Raw genomic sequence first — 15050 nt, 5'->3', positions numbered from 1 at the left:
ACATGGCGCGCAATCCCAGGCTTCATATCCGCGTCTCCGAGACGAACCATCGCAAGGTGAAGCAGTTCTCTGCAGAGCATGGCGTCCACGTCGGCACCTTGATAGATGAGGCGCTGACCCTGCTGTTCACGCCGCCTGAAGATCGGCCCGATGCGGCGATCATCCAGCGGCTGGAGCGCGTTGAAGACCAGATCGAGAAGCTGGAGACCGGAACAGCGTTCCAGACGGACCTCTTGGTCGAATTCATCTTCGAATGGCTGAAGCAGCGGCCGGGCAATAACCCGTTCGAAACGCCGGCGGATGCAGCTCGTGCGCGAAGCGAGCTCGAAGCGCTGACCAAACGCGTCGTCGACCGCTCCAACCCGCATATCTGGAACTAATCGTTGCAGGACCGGCTAGCTTGCATACTCGCGCTTAACCTGGAACTGTTCCCGTAAGTGCCGCGCCGAGCCAGGGGAACGGATCATGACGCCCATTTCTTGGTGTGGCCGCGCATTGGAGGTATCGGCGGATAGCCAATTGAGGCTGGTTATGATCCCATGATCGTCATCGCGCAGGAGCATCTTCGCATGTACTCTTGGAGAGTAAACGGGGGTGATACTGACGCCCTCGCCCTGGTAGCCATTCCGCACCTCTTGTGAGTCTTCGCTGCTTACAGGCCCGCTTGCTTTTGAATAGAACAGGTTTGTCTGTATACCCCTTGCCCGTGTCGCTGACACCATGGGCAGGATAATTGCTGGCACGGCTGTGACGCCAAGCCTGTGACTAATGACGTCGACTTGCCGCTGCGCATTGTCCCTAGCATCAAGCACGCAATCATCGTGCTCTTCCCCAATCAAGATCTTTACCTCGGAGGTCCCATTCCTAGGTGAGCGGATCGCGAGCGTTCGGGCGAGTTGTAGAAAATTGACGCCAATATCGGTAAAGTCCCGATTTGACGTTCGCACCATTTCAGCCAGCTCGAATAACACATCCGAGACCAGTCGCGGGTCGCGCAAGATAACGGACGCTTCAAAGCTGTCGAAACCGGAATACAGCCAGTTGCACGATCCGATCGTAGCGGTAAAATCACCGCTGCCGTCATCGGCTAAGAGTATCTTGGCGTGAGAATTGGTCGAAGCGTTGTGAATTGTTATGTTGGAATTTAACCCCCAGTTCCCTAACTGTATGCGTAACCTTTCCGCTTCGGCCCTCGAACTGGCGGCCTCCGTAGCGCTGTCACCCTGCCCCCAGAACACATGGATCTTTGCACCGCGATTCACTGCTGCCCTGAAATCCTCTTGGAGGGCGAGGAAAGCCCCCTCGCGCAGGAACGTGGTGTGAATAACCACTAGTTTCCGAGCCTTGCGCAGCGTCCGTTGTATTAGGCTACGGTGATCAGCTCCGCCTAGGACATAATCCGCATGCCTCACCGCCGTATGACGGACCGGCCGGACTTGTTCCTTGTCCGGTGCAATTATCTTGACCTGTTTGGCCGCCCCATCTGCTTTTGCCTCGCTTGGCACTCTACTGGCTGCTTCAAGTATCGAACCATTCAGTCCGGCTGCATCTCTGGGCAAGCCTTCAACATTATCCCCCCGCACGAGGAATACTGCCAGCCTATCCAAAGGAGGATGGACTGATGGCTTTATTCGAACGACATCTTCATCTTCCCGAACCAACGCCCGGATCAGTGGCGCTGTATGGCCAAAATCAGTATTGCTGATATCTGGCTTGGAGACTTCAACTGCAACTTTCCCTTCTGCAAATTCGCGCCATTCATCGGGTCGCATGAGCTTGAGTTCGCGCTTGTTGAGGACTTTGCCCGACACTAGATCCACTGCAAAGCTCAGCCGCCTGGTTTTCGTTTCTGTCGTGAATGGCAGATCTTCATACAGTGCTACAGTCCGTCCGCGGTCCGTCGCGGAAAAGTGGACTTCGCTTGCAGCTTGGCTCAACTCGACCCATCCGGCCCTCATTAGCCGGATGAGTGCTTCGAGTGCGACCCGCCGAGGCATGTTGCCCGCCCGTGAAATATCGCCGGCGGACTGGGCCTTCTGGCAAATCGCTTGGAGGATTAGGTGCTCGACTGCATTCCAGCGCCGACCGCTCTCAAGTTCAAACTCGTATGACTGCTGCAACATGGGCATCGCAACATAGACGGGCCGTTTCATGCCTTGATATCCTCGATCCGGACGTCCCTCACCCTGTGCTGTCCGCTTTTGCCCAACTTGCCGGTCACTTCCAGGTAGGTTCTCAGGAAGGCAGCGTCCTGCCTGGATTCCAATCCCAAAGGTTCTGAGATTGTCTTCAGGAACTCACGGCTTCCCACAAAAACTAGGCGCTCCCGGGCTCGGCTGAGTAGGACATTGAACCGGCGCTCATCAGCTATGAATCCCAACGCACGGCGGATTGTTGCTGCCCGGTTGTTCCTCACAAGTGAGAATACGACCACGTCTGCTTCGTTCCCTTGAAAACTATCGACAGTTGCCACCCAACCACCATCTGGCAAGACTGACCGGAATTGCTTGAGGGATTGCTTGGCATTTTCCGAGTCGTTGATTTCGCGACGAATTAAACGGACCTGCTCCAAGTAAGGGGTCAGCACCACAAGCGAGGGTAATCCCAGCCGGTGCTCCTGGACCGAAAGGTTTGCGATAGCTTCAAGGACGACTTGACATTCCGAGGGGTTTGTAAATCTCGGCTCATGTTCAAACCGGCCCGCACCGATTTCCGTCCTTTCATATGGCATATTGAGTGAGACAATAGGTGCAGATGGTAACTTCGACGGGTCCTTGGTTCCGATCCAAGACTCATTTCGCTTCGCTGAGACCTCCCTTCGCCCAGACGTCACGAGCTTGTTATCATAGAAACACTTCGACACGACTTCACAGATCGCAGGGTGCATCCTGTGCTGTTCCGTCAGCGCCCCTCCGGTCTTCCGGCCCGGCCTCCCTGTTGATTGCCGGTCGATCTCGTCCAACAGGATAGACTTGAACAGCGAAAAGGCTTGAGCGGCCTGTCCGCAGGTTTTCTCCATTTCTTCGACTGAATTCCCAAGGCGTACTTCAATCTCGTCGTCAAGGAGGTGGGCCACGCTGCGGTCCAAGAGCGAAGGCAGGGATACAACTATTTCTTTCAGCCTGGAGGGGTCGCCCAGCAACCTGTCCACTTCGCGCGTGCCGAATGGCGGGAGTTGCTTGTGGTCACCAATTAGCAAGCGCCGGTGGGACAACATCATTGGTGAAAGAAGCTCACTTCCGGTGGCCTTTGCAGCTTCCTCAATGATTGCCCAATCGAACTGGGCATGCTCATCCAACAGCGTCGCCAAGCTTTCAGAGTTGGTGGTTGCCAAGACGATGTTCGCAGACCTGAGAATAAGCGCCTCAAGCGCACGTCCTTCCCGCTCGCCGCTCCCCGATCCCGACGCACAGTCCTGCAGGCGCTGCTCGACTTGACCGGAAGCAACACTGATCAAGCTGGAAGACGTAATACCAGTCGCCAATTTTTTTCGCACACTGTCAATATCGTAGTCGGAGGGAGGACTCCGGTTGAAACGAGACTTGCACCTGACAGTAAGCGGCTGTTCTTCACCAGATTCCTGCCAACCCGAATGGAACTCATGCAGCAAATGATCTAGCGCGTGATTGCCTTGGGAGCTCACCAATAGCCTCGAAGTCTGGTCGCCCCTGAAGCGGCGTTCCAAGAGATCTCTCAGCAGGAAAGTCTTCCCAACCCCCGGCGGCCCCTGGAGCGTGAACAAGGGCAATACCGAGAGGATATCCTCGAGAGCCCTTTGTTTGGGTAGATCCAGTTCTTGGAATGAACTGTCCTTTTTCACCCGCTCATGCGTATCCGAGATACGGCTCCTGGGATCAACCAGGGTTCCAACTAGCTCGGTGTGCTCGCTTAAGAGTTGCAGCGCCTTGGAGCGCCTTTGCAACTGCGTAAAGGTCCCGACCAGGTCCAAGGGTTGCAGGTACCCTTTCCGGCCTGGAATATTGACCCCCAACTGTTCCGTAAATGTATATAGCGGATCATCAGCCGGCTCTTCAGAGAGATGCGCAAATTCGAGTTCAATGTTTGATTGGCTGGTACGCCCAATATTGAGCGACTCACTGAGAATCCAACCATCACTGCTGTCCAATTCCTCTTCGGCAAGCGCTTGCGCGAGGCGTTCAGCAGGATGTTCCATACCCAGGGCGCTTGAGAGCCGCTCAAGCGACGAATCGCGCCTGTATTTTAGGCTGATAGTTCGCTCTTGGGATTGGTGGGATACAATTTCGACTGGAAATGCGAGAGTGGCGGCAAGCGCCACATCGATCGCGTGCAATAAATGGAATCCGGTTACCAGGCGGTCGGATGGACTCGAGAAGTCCTTGTCCGAGCTGTTGAGGGTCGAAAACAGCGTCTCCCAATCCGGTGCCTTGTCGATCACCCTGTCAAACGCTTCATGTGCTTTCCCGATATCAAACAGCCTCAACGCATCTACGCGAATTGGCACTTCGACTTCGGACGGCTTTATGAGTTCTCCTTTCGGAATGCCTTTTGACACAAACGCCATGCGCCAGCTCGGGGTTCGCTTCCTCGAATCGAATTGGCGCAATTCAAAGGCAAGCTCCCTGCCCTTGAGCCAGAAGCGCTTACGACCATCATGCTCCGTGGAAACAAGCATTGCACTCGGGGACAGATCGTCGCTGATCCATCTCAGCTGTCCATCCTTGTCGTCCATTTCCACTTCCTGCGACGACGCTTCCCTCACTGTCCTTGAGAGAGGGCTTGTTTGCGACAAGTTGAAGACAAGGAGCCAGGACGCTTCATTCGTGACCGAGAAGGCTTGAAGGTTAGTAATTATTTCCTTGATGCGTTGCCGGACTTGGGAGCTATTGAAATTGTCGAACAGGCCGGGGGCTCGCATGTCCCTCAGCAGGCGCACTTCGGCGGCTGTTATGTGCTCATGGACACGATGGTCGGCGATCTTGGGGTCACCGAGTCGCTGCTCTTCAATGTTGAACAGGCGGGCAATCAAGAGCGCCAAGTCATGCCAATCCCTAGCAAAGGAAATTACGCCACTATCACCCAATAAATCGTCAAGCTTCTTGTCAGTAGTGCTGCTCAGCCTGAGGGACCATTCGAAACCAGTCAGCTGGAAGTCGGGTTCATCCCCTGCGGACGTCAAGATAGCCCATTCGTCTAGGTTGCGATGAACTATTCCCTCTTTGTGGAGGATCCCGATCCCATCCACGATACAAAGAACATTTTTCCAAATGCGGATGCGGTTTTGGGGTTGGGAGAGCCCGCGCAACCACGCGGCGCGTGAACTTGTACTTTCAAGGAACACTTTCAGTGGGCGGCGTTGGGACGGGCTAAGAACAATATAATAAGAGTCCTTGTCAAATCCGGCTGCAGCAACCTGGCAAATCAGTTCGCTAGCCCCCGGATAGCCGGCGAGCCGATAGAGCTGCCGGAGCTCGTGTTTCCAAATCTCCACGAGATCTTCGTCACCGGCTTTTCGTCGCCACTCGCGAACAATGACTTCATCTCCAGCCGGTGAAAACCCTTCCAGTATTCCCGCTCGGCCACTTCTTGCGTCGGGCGGGACGAGGTATGTCTCGCCAAGCTGGTACCCGTCGAGAAACTCAATTTTTTTCCTTCGCTTTGACGCCGCTTTAGCCAATGAAAGTCGCCTTTGTTGTTTCAACCCCTAGGTAACAAGATTCTCCCGGGTATTCTTCAACTCATTTTCCACAACGCCACAGCGTTGGCAAAACTTCGGCGTAGATACTGGCCCGTTTGGGCTCCTTCCCTATCCTTCCCCATCCTTCGGTCCCCTTCTAGCCCATCTGTGCAGCGACCGGCAACGACGTGATCTTGGTCTCATCAGCGATGAGGACCACACCCTGCCATGTCTGCCATGCCCCAGCCCAGCGAGACCGAGACCCGCCGCACGGCGATGCTCCGCACCGCCTTTGATGGGCCGGTTGGGGCAGCACTCGCAGCGCCCGATACAATCGAGATCCTCGCCAATCCCGATGGTTCAGTCTGGGTCGAAAAGGCGGGTTTTGGTTTGCGCCGTGCATCCGAGACGCTCGGCCGCGCTGAACGCGAGCGGATCATCCGGCTTGTCGCCTCCTCCGTCGGAGAAGCCTGCGACCGGTCCTCGCCGATTGTGTCAGCCGAATTGCCGGGCTCAGGCGAACGGTTCGAAGGCATCCTGCCGCCAATTGCCGAAGCGCCCTGCTTTGCGATCCGCAAACCTGCCGGTTGTCCGATTGCTCTTGATACATATGTCGAGACCGGCGCGCTGACACCCGCTCTCTGCGCCGGACTGCGCCAGGCGCTGGAAGACCGGCTTAACATTGTTGTCGCGGGCGGAACCTCGTCGGGCAAGACGACCTTCACCAATGCGCTCCTGTCTGAGCCCGCTCTGGCAGACGACCGGATTGTCATCCTGGAGGACACCCGCGAACTCCGTTGCACAGCCGATGATGTCACACAGCTTCGCACGCATCGCTCAGGCATCACCTTGCGCGACCTTGTCCGCTCGACCATGCGGCTCCGGCCCGACCGGATCATCGTCGGCGAAGTGCGCGGCGGCGAAGCGCTCGACCTTCTCAAGGCCTGGAATACCGGCCATCCGGGCGGGATCACCACGCTTCATGCGAACTCGGCGCTAGGCGGGATCACCCGGCTTGAACAGCTGGTCGAAGAAGCAACCAGCGCCCTGCCCTACGCCCTGATCGGCGAGGCGGTTGATGTAATCGTGTTCATGTCCCGCGCCAGTGGGTCGCGGCGCGTCGAGCAGGCCCTACGCATTACAGGCTTTGACGGCGCGGATTATCGCACCGAGCCGCTCGCCGCCCCCTTCATCAGCATCGTCAATTGAGGAGAGATTCCATGCACTATCACCAGATCAAGGCGCTCAATCGCAGCGTTCAGGCAGCAGCGCTAATTGCATCGGTCGGCCTGCTCGCCTTGCCGGCGCATGCCGCAGGCACCGGCATGCCCTGGGAAGGCCCGCTCGACCAGATCCTGCAATCGATCGAAGGCCCTGTCGCCCGGATTGTCGCGGTGATCATCATCACGCTGACCGGGCTGACGCTCGCATTCGGCGAGACCTCTGGCGGATTCCGCAAACTGATCCAGATCGTGTTCGGCCTGTCGATCGCCTTTGCGGCCACATCGTTCTTCCTGACCTTCTTCAGCTTCGGCGGCGGCGCGGTGCTCTGATGCTCGACGGCTACGAGATCCCCCTCCACCGCTCGCTCGCCGAACCCATCCTGATGGCCGGCGCGCCACGTTCGGCCGCCATCGCCATCGGGACGCTGTCAGCCGCTTTGGCCCTCGGCCTCCGGCTCTGGATACCGGGGCTTGTGGTCTGGGTGGCGGGACACTCGCTAGCCGTCCTCATGGCCCGGTCCGATCCGGATTTTCTCGCCGTCGCAATCCGGTCTGCCCGTCACAAGGAACATCTTTCATGCTGAACCTTTCCGAATACGCGGCGAAACCGGCACACCTCTCAGACTACCTCCCCTGGGCGTGCCTCGTCGCGCCGGGCGTCGTCCTCAACAAGGACGGCGCCTTCCAGGCAAGCTTCCGCTATCGGGGCCCCGACCTTGAAAGCTCGACAGAAGCCGAACTCGTTGCAGTCACTGCACGGGTCAACAATGTTCTCCGCCGGTTCGGGTCCGGCTGGGCGCTCGTCTTCGAAGCGGTGCGGGAGGAAGCCGTATCGCTAGAGGAAAGCTCTTTTGAATGCTCGGCAGCCTGGCTGATTGAGCAGGAACGACGCGCAGCCGCCGAAGAGACCGGCGCCCGGTTCGAGAGCGCCTATTATCTCACTCTGCTCTGGCTCCCGCCGGCCGATGCGACGGGCCGGGCCGAGAAGGCGCTGATCGAGCGGCCCGAGAAGCGGGATGGTGAGGACTGGCGCCAGCGGCTCGAACATTTCCAGACACGCGCCGCGCAGACGCTCGATCTTCTTGCGACGGCCCTGGATGAGATCCATCCGCTCTCGGATGAAGAGACGCTTACCTATCTCCATGCCTGCATCTCGTCGAAGCGGCACCGCGTGTCTGTGCCGGAGCTGCCGGTATTTCTCGATGCGGTACTCGCCGATGAAAGCTTTGCAGGCGGGCTGGAGCCGCGGATTGGCGAGGCGCACCTCGCGACGCTGACCTTGCTGGGCTTTCCGGCCTCGACACTGCCCGGCATGCTGGATGAACTCAACCGGCTTGGCTTCGCCTATCGCTGGACAACGCGATACATCGCGATGGACAAGGCCGAGGCCGAAAAGCTCCTCGCCAAGAAGCGGCGACACTGGTTTGCGAAGCGGAAATCCGTAGGCGCGGTCCTGCGGGAGACACTGTTCAACGAACAGGCCGCACTTCTCGACAATGATGCCGACAACAAGGCCGCCGATGCCGATGCAGCGCTGCAGGAACTCGGCTCGGATCTTGTCTCCTATGGCTATGTCACGACCACGCTGACCTTGATGGGGTCCTCGCGTGAAGAAGTCGAAGAGCGCACACGCGCCGTGGAGCGCGTGATCAATGGGCGCGGGTTCACGACGATCCGCGAGACGCTGAACGCCGTCGAAGCCTGGCTTGGGTCTCTGCCGGGGCATGTCTATGCCAATGTCCGCCAGCCGATCCTGCATACGCTGAACCTCGCTCACCTTGTGCCGATCTCGTCGGTCTGGGCCGGCGATGCGTGGAATGCGCATCTAGCAGATCGCGCCCTGATCGAAGCGCAAACCGAAGTCACGACACCGTTCCGGCTCAACCTGCATGTCGGCGATGTCGGCCATACGCTGATCATTGGTCCGACAGGCTCCGGAAAGTCCGTGCTCCTGTCACTGCTCGCCGCACAATGGCAGCGCTATGAGGACGCCCAGATATTCCTGTTCGACAAGGGACGATCCGCGCGGGCGGTCACCTTGGCCACGGACGGCACCTGGTTGCCGCTGGCCGGAGATGAGCGTCCGGCGCTGCAGCCGCTTCGTGACATCGACACCGAGCGCGGTGCGAGCTTTGCCGCAGACTGGCTGCTCGGTCTGATCGAGGCCGAAGGCGTGACCGTTACGCCGGACCTGAAGTCCGTCTTGTGGGACGCCGTGCGGTCACTGGCTTCGGCGCCCGAGGCCGAACGCACGCTGACGGGACTCAGCCTGATCCTGCAATCGGATACGCTGAAGGCCGCGCTGCATCCCTATACGCTGGAGGGCGCCTACGGGCATCTGCTCGACAGCGATGCCGAAGACCTCGACCTGTCATCGGTTGCCTGTTTCGAGATGGACGAGCTGATGCAGACCCCATCTGCGGTGGCGCCGGTCATCACCTATCTCTTCCACCGTCTGGAAGACCGGTTCGATGGCCGACCAACCCTGCTCATCCTCGATGAGGCCTGGCTGTTCCTCGACCATCCGGTGTTCGCCGCGCGCCTACGCGACTGGCTGAAGACGCTGCGCAAGAAGAATGTGGCGGTTGTGTTCGCGACCCAGTCGCTTGCCGACATTGAGGGGGCCTCGATTGCGCCGGCCCTGATCGAATCCTGCCCGACGCGTATTTTCCTGCCGAATGAGCGCGCGCTCGAGCCGACATCACAATCTGTCTATCGCCGCTTCGGCCTCAATGATCGTCAGATCGACATCATCGCGAAGTCCGTACCGAAGCGCGACTATTACTATACCTCGCCGCTTGGCTGCCGCTTGTTCGAGCTTGGCCTTGGCGAAGTCGCGCTCGCTTTTTGCGGCGCTGCCTCACCGACCGACCAGAAGCAGATGGATGGGCTTCTTGAAGCCGGCGCGGAAGCGGGCTTCGCCCGGAGCTGGCTGGAGCTGAAACAGCTTGGCTGGGCCGCCGACCTGCTGGCCGAGCAGCCGAGCGCACCCCTCCCACAAATCGCCGCTGAATAGGAGCCCCCAAATGAAAGCCCTTCTGTCTTCCGTCGCGCTTGTTGCCATTCCTCTGTCTGGCCTGATGGCCCCGCCCGCCTCGGCGCAGCTTGCTGTCTACGACCCGGCCAATCATGCCCAGAACATCTTGCAGGCCGTACGGGCACTTCAGGAAATCGACAACCAGGTCCGCCAGCTTACCCATGAGATCGATATGATCGAGAAAATGGCGCGCGATCTCGAAACCCTGCCTGTCGAAGTCGCCAGCGCCATCATCGCCGACCGCATCCGCCGCATCGGAGAACTCATGCGCGACGCCGAAGGCATCGGATACGGCGTCGAGGAGGTCGAGGAGGAGTATGAGGACCTCTATCCTGAAACCTATGGTGACACGCCGCCTGAATCAGACGTACTCGTCGAGGATGCCCGCACCCGCTGGCGCCAGTCGCGTAGTGCCCACAAGCACACGCTCCTCATGGTCGCTGAGACCGTGCGCAACAATGCCGAGGATTCCGAGGCACTGACCGGCTTGGTGGATGAGAGCCAGACAGCCATCGGCAATCTCCAGGCCCTGCAGGCCGGCAACCAGATCGGTGCACTCTCGGCCGAACAGCTGATCCAGATGGAAGCGCTGATGGCCGCCCATTACCGCGCCATCGCTTTCGACCGCGCGCGCGAGCTTGAAGAGGCCGAACGCGGCCGGGCCCGTCTTAAATCCTTCCTCGGAGACTGACCCGCCATGGAAGAGATGGGCGTCATCGACCGGTTCCTCGAAACCTTCATTGCCTATATCGATTCAGGCTTCGGCCTGCTCGCGGGCGATGTCGCTTACCTGACAACAACGCTGATCGTGATCGACATCACGCTGGCCGGTCTCTTCTGGGCTCTGTCGCAGAATGCCGATGTGATGTCAGGGCTGCTGAAGAAGGTGCTCTATGTCGGCTTCTTCGCCTTCATCATTGGCAACTTCACCCTGCTCGCCAATATCGTGTTCGAGAGCTTTGCGAGCCTCGGTGTGAAAGCGGGCTCCAGCACGCTGACCGCAGGTGATCTCATGCGACCAGGCTATATTGCCGGCGTCGGGTTCGAGGCGGCAGAACCCTTGCTGGCCGAAATCGGCGACATGCTCGGCCCGATCAGCTTCTTTCACAATTTTATCCTGATCGCTGTCATGTTCCTGGCCTGGGCGATCATCCTCGTCGCCTTCTTCGTGCTCGCGGTTCAGCTCTTCGTGGCGATCCTGGAATTCAAGCTGACGACGCTGGCCGGGTTCGTACTGATCCCGTTCGCGCTCTGGAACAGGACCAGCTTCCTCGCTGAACGCGTGCTCGGCAATGTCGTCACCTCCGGCATCAAGCTGATGGTGCTCGCTGTCGTCATTGGCATCGGCTCAACGCTCTTTGCTTCGATCACCGATGCTTTCACCGGGCCGGGCGATACGACTCTGGCGCAAGTGATGGGCACCGTGCTTGCCGCCATCGTCTTTCTCTGGATGGGTGTGTTCGCGCCGGGCATTGCGTCGGGCCTTGTCACCGGGGCGCCGCAGCTTGGCGCCGGTTCGGTCGTCGGCACGACGGCGGCAGTTGGCGCAGGCGCGATCCTCGCGGGCACAGGCACAGTTGCAGCCGGGCGTGCCGCTATCGGTGGGGCCTCGGCAGCGGTCAAGGCCGGGGCTTCCATGTCGGGCGCGGCCCGCACCTCCTATGACCTTGGACGGCTCGGTTCGGGCGCGGATGGCTGGCGCGGGCGGGCCGCAGGCGTGGCCGGCATGGCCCAGGCCGGAGGTGACGCCGTCCGCCGTATGGCGGGCCGGCCCTTCAGATCTGTTGGCAACGCCTATCGCCGTGGCAGTGAAGCGGCTTTCGCCGCGACGGGCGGCACCACAGGCGCATCTTCCAATGAGTCCGGCGCGTCCGGTTCCAGTCCGGCCTGGGCGCAGCGCCTGCGAACAGAACAACGCCTGCAGCATGGCAGGCGACAACCCGAAACTCCAGAGAGACGAGGACTGATCCCATGTTCAGGCGAACTTCCACCCATTACGGGCAAAGCCCGCATCCCGAAACGCCCTACCAGAAAGCCGGCCAGATCTGGGATGACCGGATCGGATCTGCCCGCGTACAGGCCAGGAACTGGCGGCTGATGGCACTCGGGTTGCTGGTCCTTCTGACGGCCTCTTCAGCCGCCCTTGTTTGGCGCAGCCTGCAATCCACGGTGACGCCATATGTGGTCGAAGTGGACGACACAGGCTCTGTGAAAGCCGTTGGTCCCGCGCTTTCCAATTACGACCCGACCGATGCGCAGGTCGCGCATCACCTTGCCAACTTCATCTCCGATGTCCGGAGCCTATCCATTGATCCCGTCATCGTCCGGCAGAACTGGCTTGCCGCCTATGACTATGTGACTGACAAGGCGGCCATCACACTCAGTGACTATGCGCGCGACAATGACCCGTTCGCCGAGATCGGTCGGCGCTCGCGCAGTGTTGATGTCGTCAGCGTGGTGCGCGTCTCAGACGAGTCCTTCCAGGCCCGCTGGCTCGAGAAGACCTATGAGAATGGCGCGCTGACGGGGGTCAAACGGTTCACCGGCCTCTTCACGCTTGTCCATTCCCCGCCGCGCGATGCCGGGGCGCTGCGCGCCAATCCGCTCGGCCTCTACATCCACAGCCTCAATTGGGGCGAAGACCTTGTCACAGGAGACAACAAATGATCCGCACTCTCACACTGGTATCCACATTGGCCCTTGCCACCGCCTGCGCCAGCGTTCCGGAGGCCGCGCCGATCCAGCCGGAACTGTTTGTCGCCGCCGCGCAGGTCGAGGACGCAGAGCCCCGTCCTGTCGAGATCGTCGAAACACCAACACCTTTGCCGCTTCCCGGCCAGATGAAACCGGTCGACGGGGTCAAGCGCACGGTAACCCGTGTCTATACCTCGCCCTCCGAGACGATCCGCAAGGGCACATCAGAAGCCCGGATCGAACCATCCGTGGACGGCTATGTAAATGCCATTCAGGTCTATCCCTATACAGAAGGGGCGCTGTACAGATTGTATGCCGCGCCGGGACAGGTCTCCGACATTGCGCTGCAGCCCGGCGAGACGCTGGTCTCTGTCTCGGCTGGCGATACGGTGCGCTGGATTGTGGGAGATACATCCTCCGGTTCAGGCGGAACAGCACGCGCACATGTTCTGGTCAAACCGATCGGCGCCGGCCTCTCGACCAATCTCATGATTGCGACAGACCGGCGGACCTATCATCTGGAACTGGAGAGCGGTGACGGCACCTATATGGCGGCGTTGTCTTGGCGCTATCCGGCCGACGAGCTCTCGCAACTCATCTCTCGCAACAGCGCAGCGCTCGCGCGGGAAGAGACATCAATCATGCCGGGTGTTGCTCTCGACCGGCTGGACTTTGATTACCTGATCGATGGTGACCGTCCAGACTGGCGACCCGTCCGCGTGTTCGATGATGGGCGGCAGGTTTTCATCCAGATGCCGGAAGGGTTGTCGACCATGGAGGCCCCGCCCCTCTTTGTCCTTGGCGCTTCTGGCGAGGCCGAACTCGTCAATTATCGCCTCAAGGGCAATTACTACATCGTCGATCGTCTCTTCCGTGCCGCCGAACTTCGGCTCGGTGAGAAACCCCAGACCGTCGTGCGCATCCGCAAACGCAAGCCGCGGTCGGGTTTGGTCAGCCTGTTCGGGAGCAAGGGATGAGCGAGCCAGCCCCTTTCCCGCAGCAGGCCGATGCCCTGAAACTGCGCGCGCGGCCGCGACCCGTCACACGGATCAACCGGAAAGTCCTGATGGTCGGCGCCGGGCTCGGTGTGCTGGGGCTCTTTGCTGCCGCCTCCATTGCGCTCGATCCGCCCAAGGCCGTCGATCCCGCGGATCGCCAGGAACTTTACAACACGGCCACGAAGCGCGCGCCGGATGGACTGGCAGAACTTCCCTCGTCCTATGCGACCTGGACGCCGTCGCCCGGAACGCCAAAGCTTGGCGCACCCATGGCCGGCGACCTCGGCGGGACAGTGGTTTCGGAGGAACGCGAATGGGGGCTCGATCCGGAGTGGGATGTCGCAGCCTCGGATGATTTCAGGCCCTCGCCTGAAGATGAAGCCCTTCGGGCCGAACGTCTTGTCGCGGCTAAGCTTGCCGACGCAGCGGGCAAATCCTCCGTATTCTTTGACATTGGCGCTGGGCCGAGCATCGGGCCGGCATCCCTGCCGTCTGCCGGAGTTCCGGCCTCGTTCGGCTCTGAGCTGCTGGCGCTCGCTAGCCAAAGCGCCGGTGCCTTGCCGACAGGTCCAGGTAAGGATGACAACTTGCAAGCCCGCAAGATCGCCTTCGCGGACGAGGCACGCGATGGGGCGATTTACAACCCGCATGATCTCGAGACACCGGTCTCGCCCTACCAGGTCATGGCGGGCACGCTTATCCCGGCTTCGCTTGTGACAGGCCTCAACTCGGATCTGCCGGGTTCGATCATCGGACAGGTCACCCAGCCGGTCTATGACACCGTCACCGGAGCTTATCTTCTCATTCCGCAGGGTACCCGGCTGATCGGGCGCTACCAGTCCGAAATCTCATTCGGCCAGCAGCGCGCACTATTGATCTGGGACCGAATGATCTTCCCGGATGGCAGTTCTGTGCAGATATCTGAACCTGCCGCAGACAAGCAGGGTTTTGCGGGCCTTTCTGACCGCACAGACCATCACTGGGACCGGGTATTTGTCGCCGCTGGTCTTGCGACCGTTCTCGGCATCGGCGCGGAACTAGGATCAGACGAGGATGATATCGAACGTGCCATACGGCGCGGGTTCGGCGACAGCGTGTCTGAGGCCGGGGAGCGCGTCGTTGATCGCAACCTCGGCATCCAGCCGACCCTTCGTATCCGGCCCGGCTGGCCGGTGCGGGTCATCGTGACGCGTGATCTTGTCCTGCGGCCTTATTCTCAGGGAGGCCGCTGATGAGCCTTCGCATTGCCCAACTGCCGGATCGCACGCCGGTCAAACTGACCCTCTCTGTTGAACCCGATCTCGCGTCCGCGCTTGCCGACTATGCGGCGATCTATGCCGAGACCTATGGCACCGAAGAGAAACCCGAAACCCTGGTTCCTGTCATGCTGGAAACCTTCCTCGCATCGGATGCCGGGTTCAAGCGGGCCCGCAAGGCCCTTC

At 59.9% G+C, this 15050-nt stretch carries 12 protein-coding genes and 1 pseudogene; 11 read left to right on the top strand and 2 right to left on the bottom strand.

Annotated features, from left to right (window positions below):
- Positions 1–2: 2 nt before the first annotated feature.
- Positions 3–380 (top strand): hypothetical protein, encoded by a 378-nt coding sequence (locus HY29_RS15490; RefSeq protein WP_034798598.1) that lies wholly within the window; start codon positions 3–5, stop codon positions 378–380.
- Positions 381–395: 15 nt separating this feature from the next.
- Here HY29_RS15490 and HY29_RS15485 read toward each other — a convergent pair whose 3' ends face one another.
- Both HY29_RS15485 and HY29_RS15480 read right to left on the bottom strand, forming a co-directional pair.
- Positions 396–2153, bottom strand: coding sequence for a phospholipase D-like domain-containing protein (locus tag HY29_RS15485; protein WP_034798596.1), 1758 nt, complete (start codon positions 2151–2153; stop codon positions 396–398).
- Positions 2150–5656, bottom strand: coding sequence for a DEAD/DEAH box helicase (locus HY29_RS15480; RefSeq protein WP_034798594.1), 3507 nt, complete (start codon positions 5654–5656; stop codon positions 2150–2152). Before HY29_RS15480 ends, HY29_RS15485 begins: the two co-directional genes overlap by 4 nt.
- A gap of 228 nt (positions 5657–5884) precedes the next feature.
- On the opposite strand from HY29_RS15480, the gene trbB reads away from it, so the two are divergent.
- The 10 genes and pseudogenes from trbB to HY29_RS15430 form a co-directional block, all read left to right on the top strand.
- Entirely contained in the window at positions 5885–6865 is a 981-nt protein-coding gene (trbB, locus tag HY29_RS15475; protein WP_034798592.1) for a P-type conjugative transfer ATPase TrbB, read from the top strand.
- An 11-nt stretch (positions 6866–6876) separates the two neighbouring features.
- The gene (locus tag HY29_RS15470; RefSeq protein WP_034798591.1) at positions 6877–7209 is read left to right on the top strand and encodes a TrbC/VirB2 family type IV secretion system protein; all 333 of its coding nucleotides are present in this window, start codon (positions 6877–6879) and stop codon (positions 7207–7209) included.
- On the top strand, positions 7209–7463 hold the full coding sequence (locus HY29_RS15465; RefSeq protein ID WP_034798589.1) for a VirB3 family type IV secretion system protein: 255 nt from the start codon (positions 7209–7211) through the stop codon (positions 7461–7463). The genes HY29_RS15470 and HY29_RS15465 overlap by 1 nt, the downstream gene beginning before the upstream one ends.
- Positions 7457–9895 (top strand): conjugal transfer protein TrbE, encoded by a 2439-nt coding sequence (gene trbE, locus HY29_RS15460; protein ID WP_034798586.1) that lies wholly within the window; start codon positions 7457–7459, stop codon positions 9893–9895. The genes HY29_RS15465 and trbE overlap by 7 nt, the downstream gene beginning before the upstream one ends.
- A gap of 10 nt (positions 9896–9905) precedes the next feature.
- Complete coding sequence (gene trbJ, locus HY29_RS15455) at positions 9906–10607, top strand: P-type conjugative transfer protein TrbJ (RefSeq protein WP_034798584.1); 702 nt, start codon at positions 9906–9908, stop codon at positions 10605–10607.
- Between the two features lie 6 nt (positions 10608–10613).
- Positions 10614–11921, top strand: a pseudogene (gene trbL, locus HY29_RS15450) (P-type conjugative transfer protein TrbL); the annotation flags it as partial.
- Entirely contained in the window at positions 11888–12583 is a 696-nt protein-coding gene (gene trbF, locus HY29_RS15445) for a conjugal transfer protein TrbF (RefSeq protein ID WP_034798582.1), read from the top strand. The pseudogene trbL and the gene trbF, both read left to right, overlap by 34 nt.
- Complete coding sequence (gene trbG / locus HY29_RS15440) at positions 12580–13587, top strand: P-type conjugative transfer protein TrbG (RefSeq protein ID WP_034798580.1); 1008 nt, start codon at positions 12580–12582, stop codon at positions 13585–13587. Before trbF ends, trbG begins: the two co-directional genes overlap by 4 nt.
- Positions 13584–14840 carry a TraB/TrbI/VirB10 family type IV secretion system protein gene (locus HY29_RS15435; RefSeq protein ID WP_034798578.1) on the top strand — a complete coding sequence of 419 codons (1257 nt, stop codon included), beginning with the start codon at positions 13584–13586 and terminating at the stop codon, positions 14838–14840. Before trbG ends, HY29_RS15435 begins: the two co-directional genes overlap by 4 nt.
- The coding region (locus HY29_RS15430) for a DUF2274 domain-containing protein (RefSeq protein WP_034798577.1) at positions 14840–15050 on the top strand (211 nt) is incomplete at its 3' end. The genes HY29_RS15435 and HY29_RS15430, both read left to right, overlap by 1 nt.

Origin of the sequence: Hyphomonas beringensis (genome assembly GCF_000682755.1) — a bacterium.
GTDB classification, from domain to species: domain Bacteria; phylum Pseudomonadota; class Alphaproteobacteria; order Caulobacterales; family Hyphomonadaceae; genus Hyphomonas; species Hyphomonas beringensis.
Note: the sequence above shows the minus strand (reverse complement) of the source record. Positions and strands in the feature narration are given on the sequence as shown.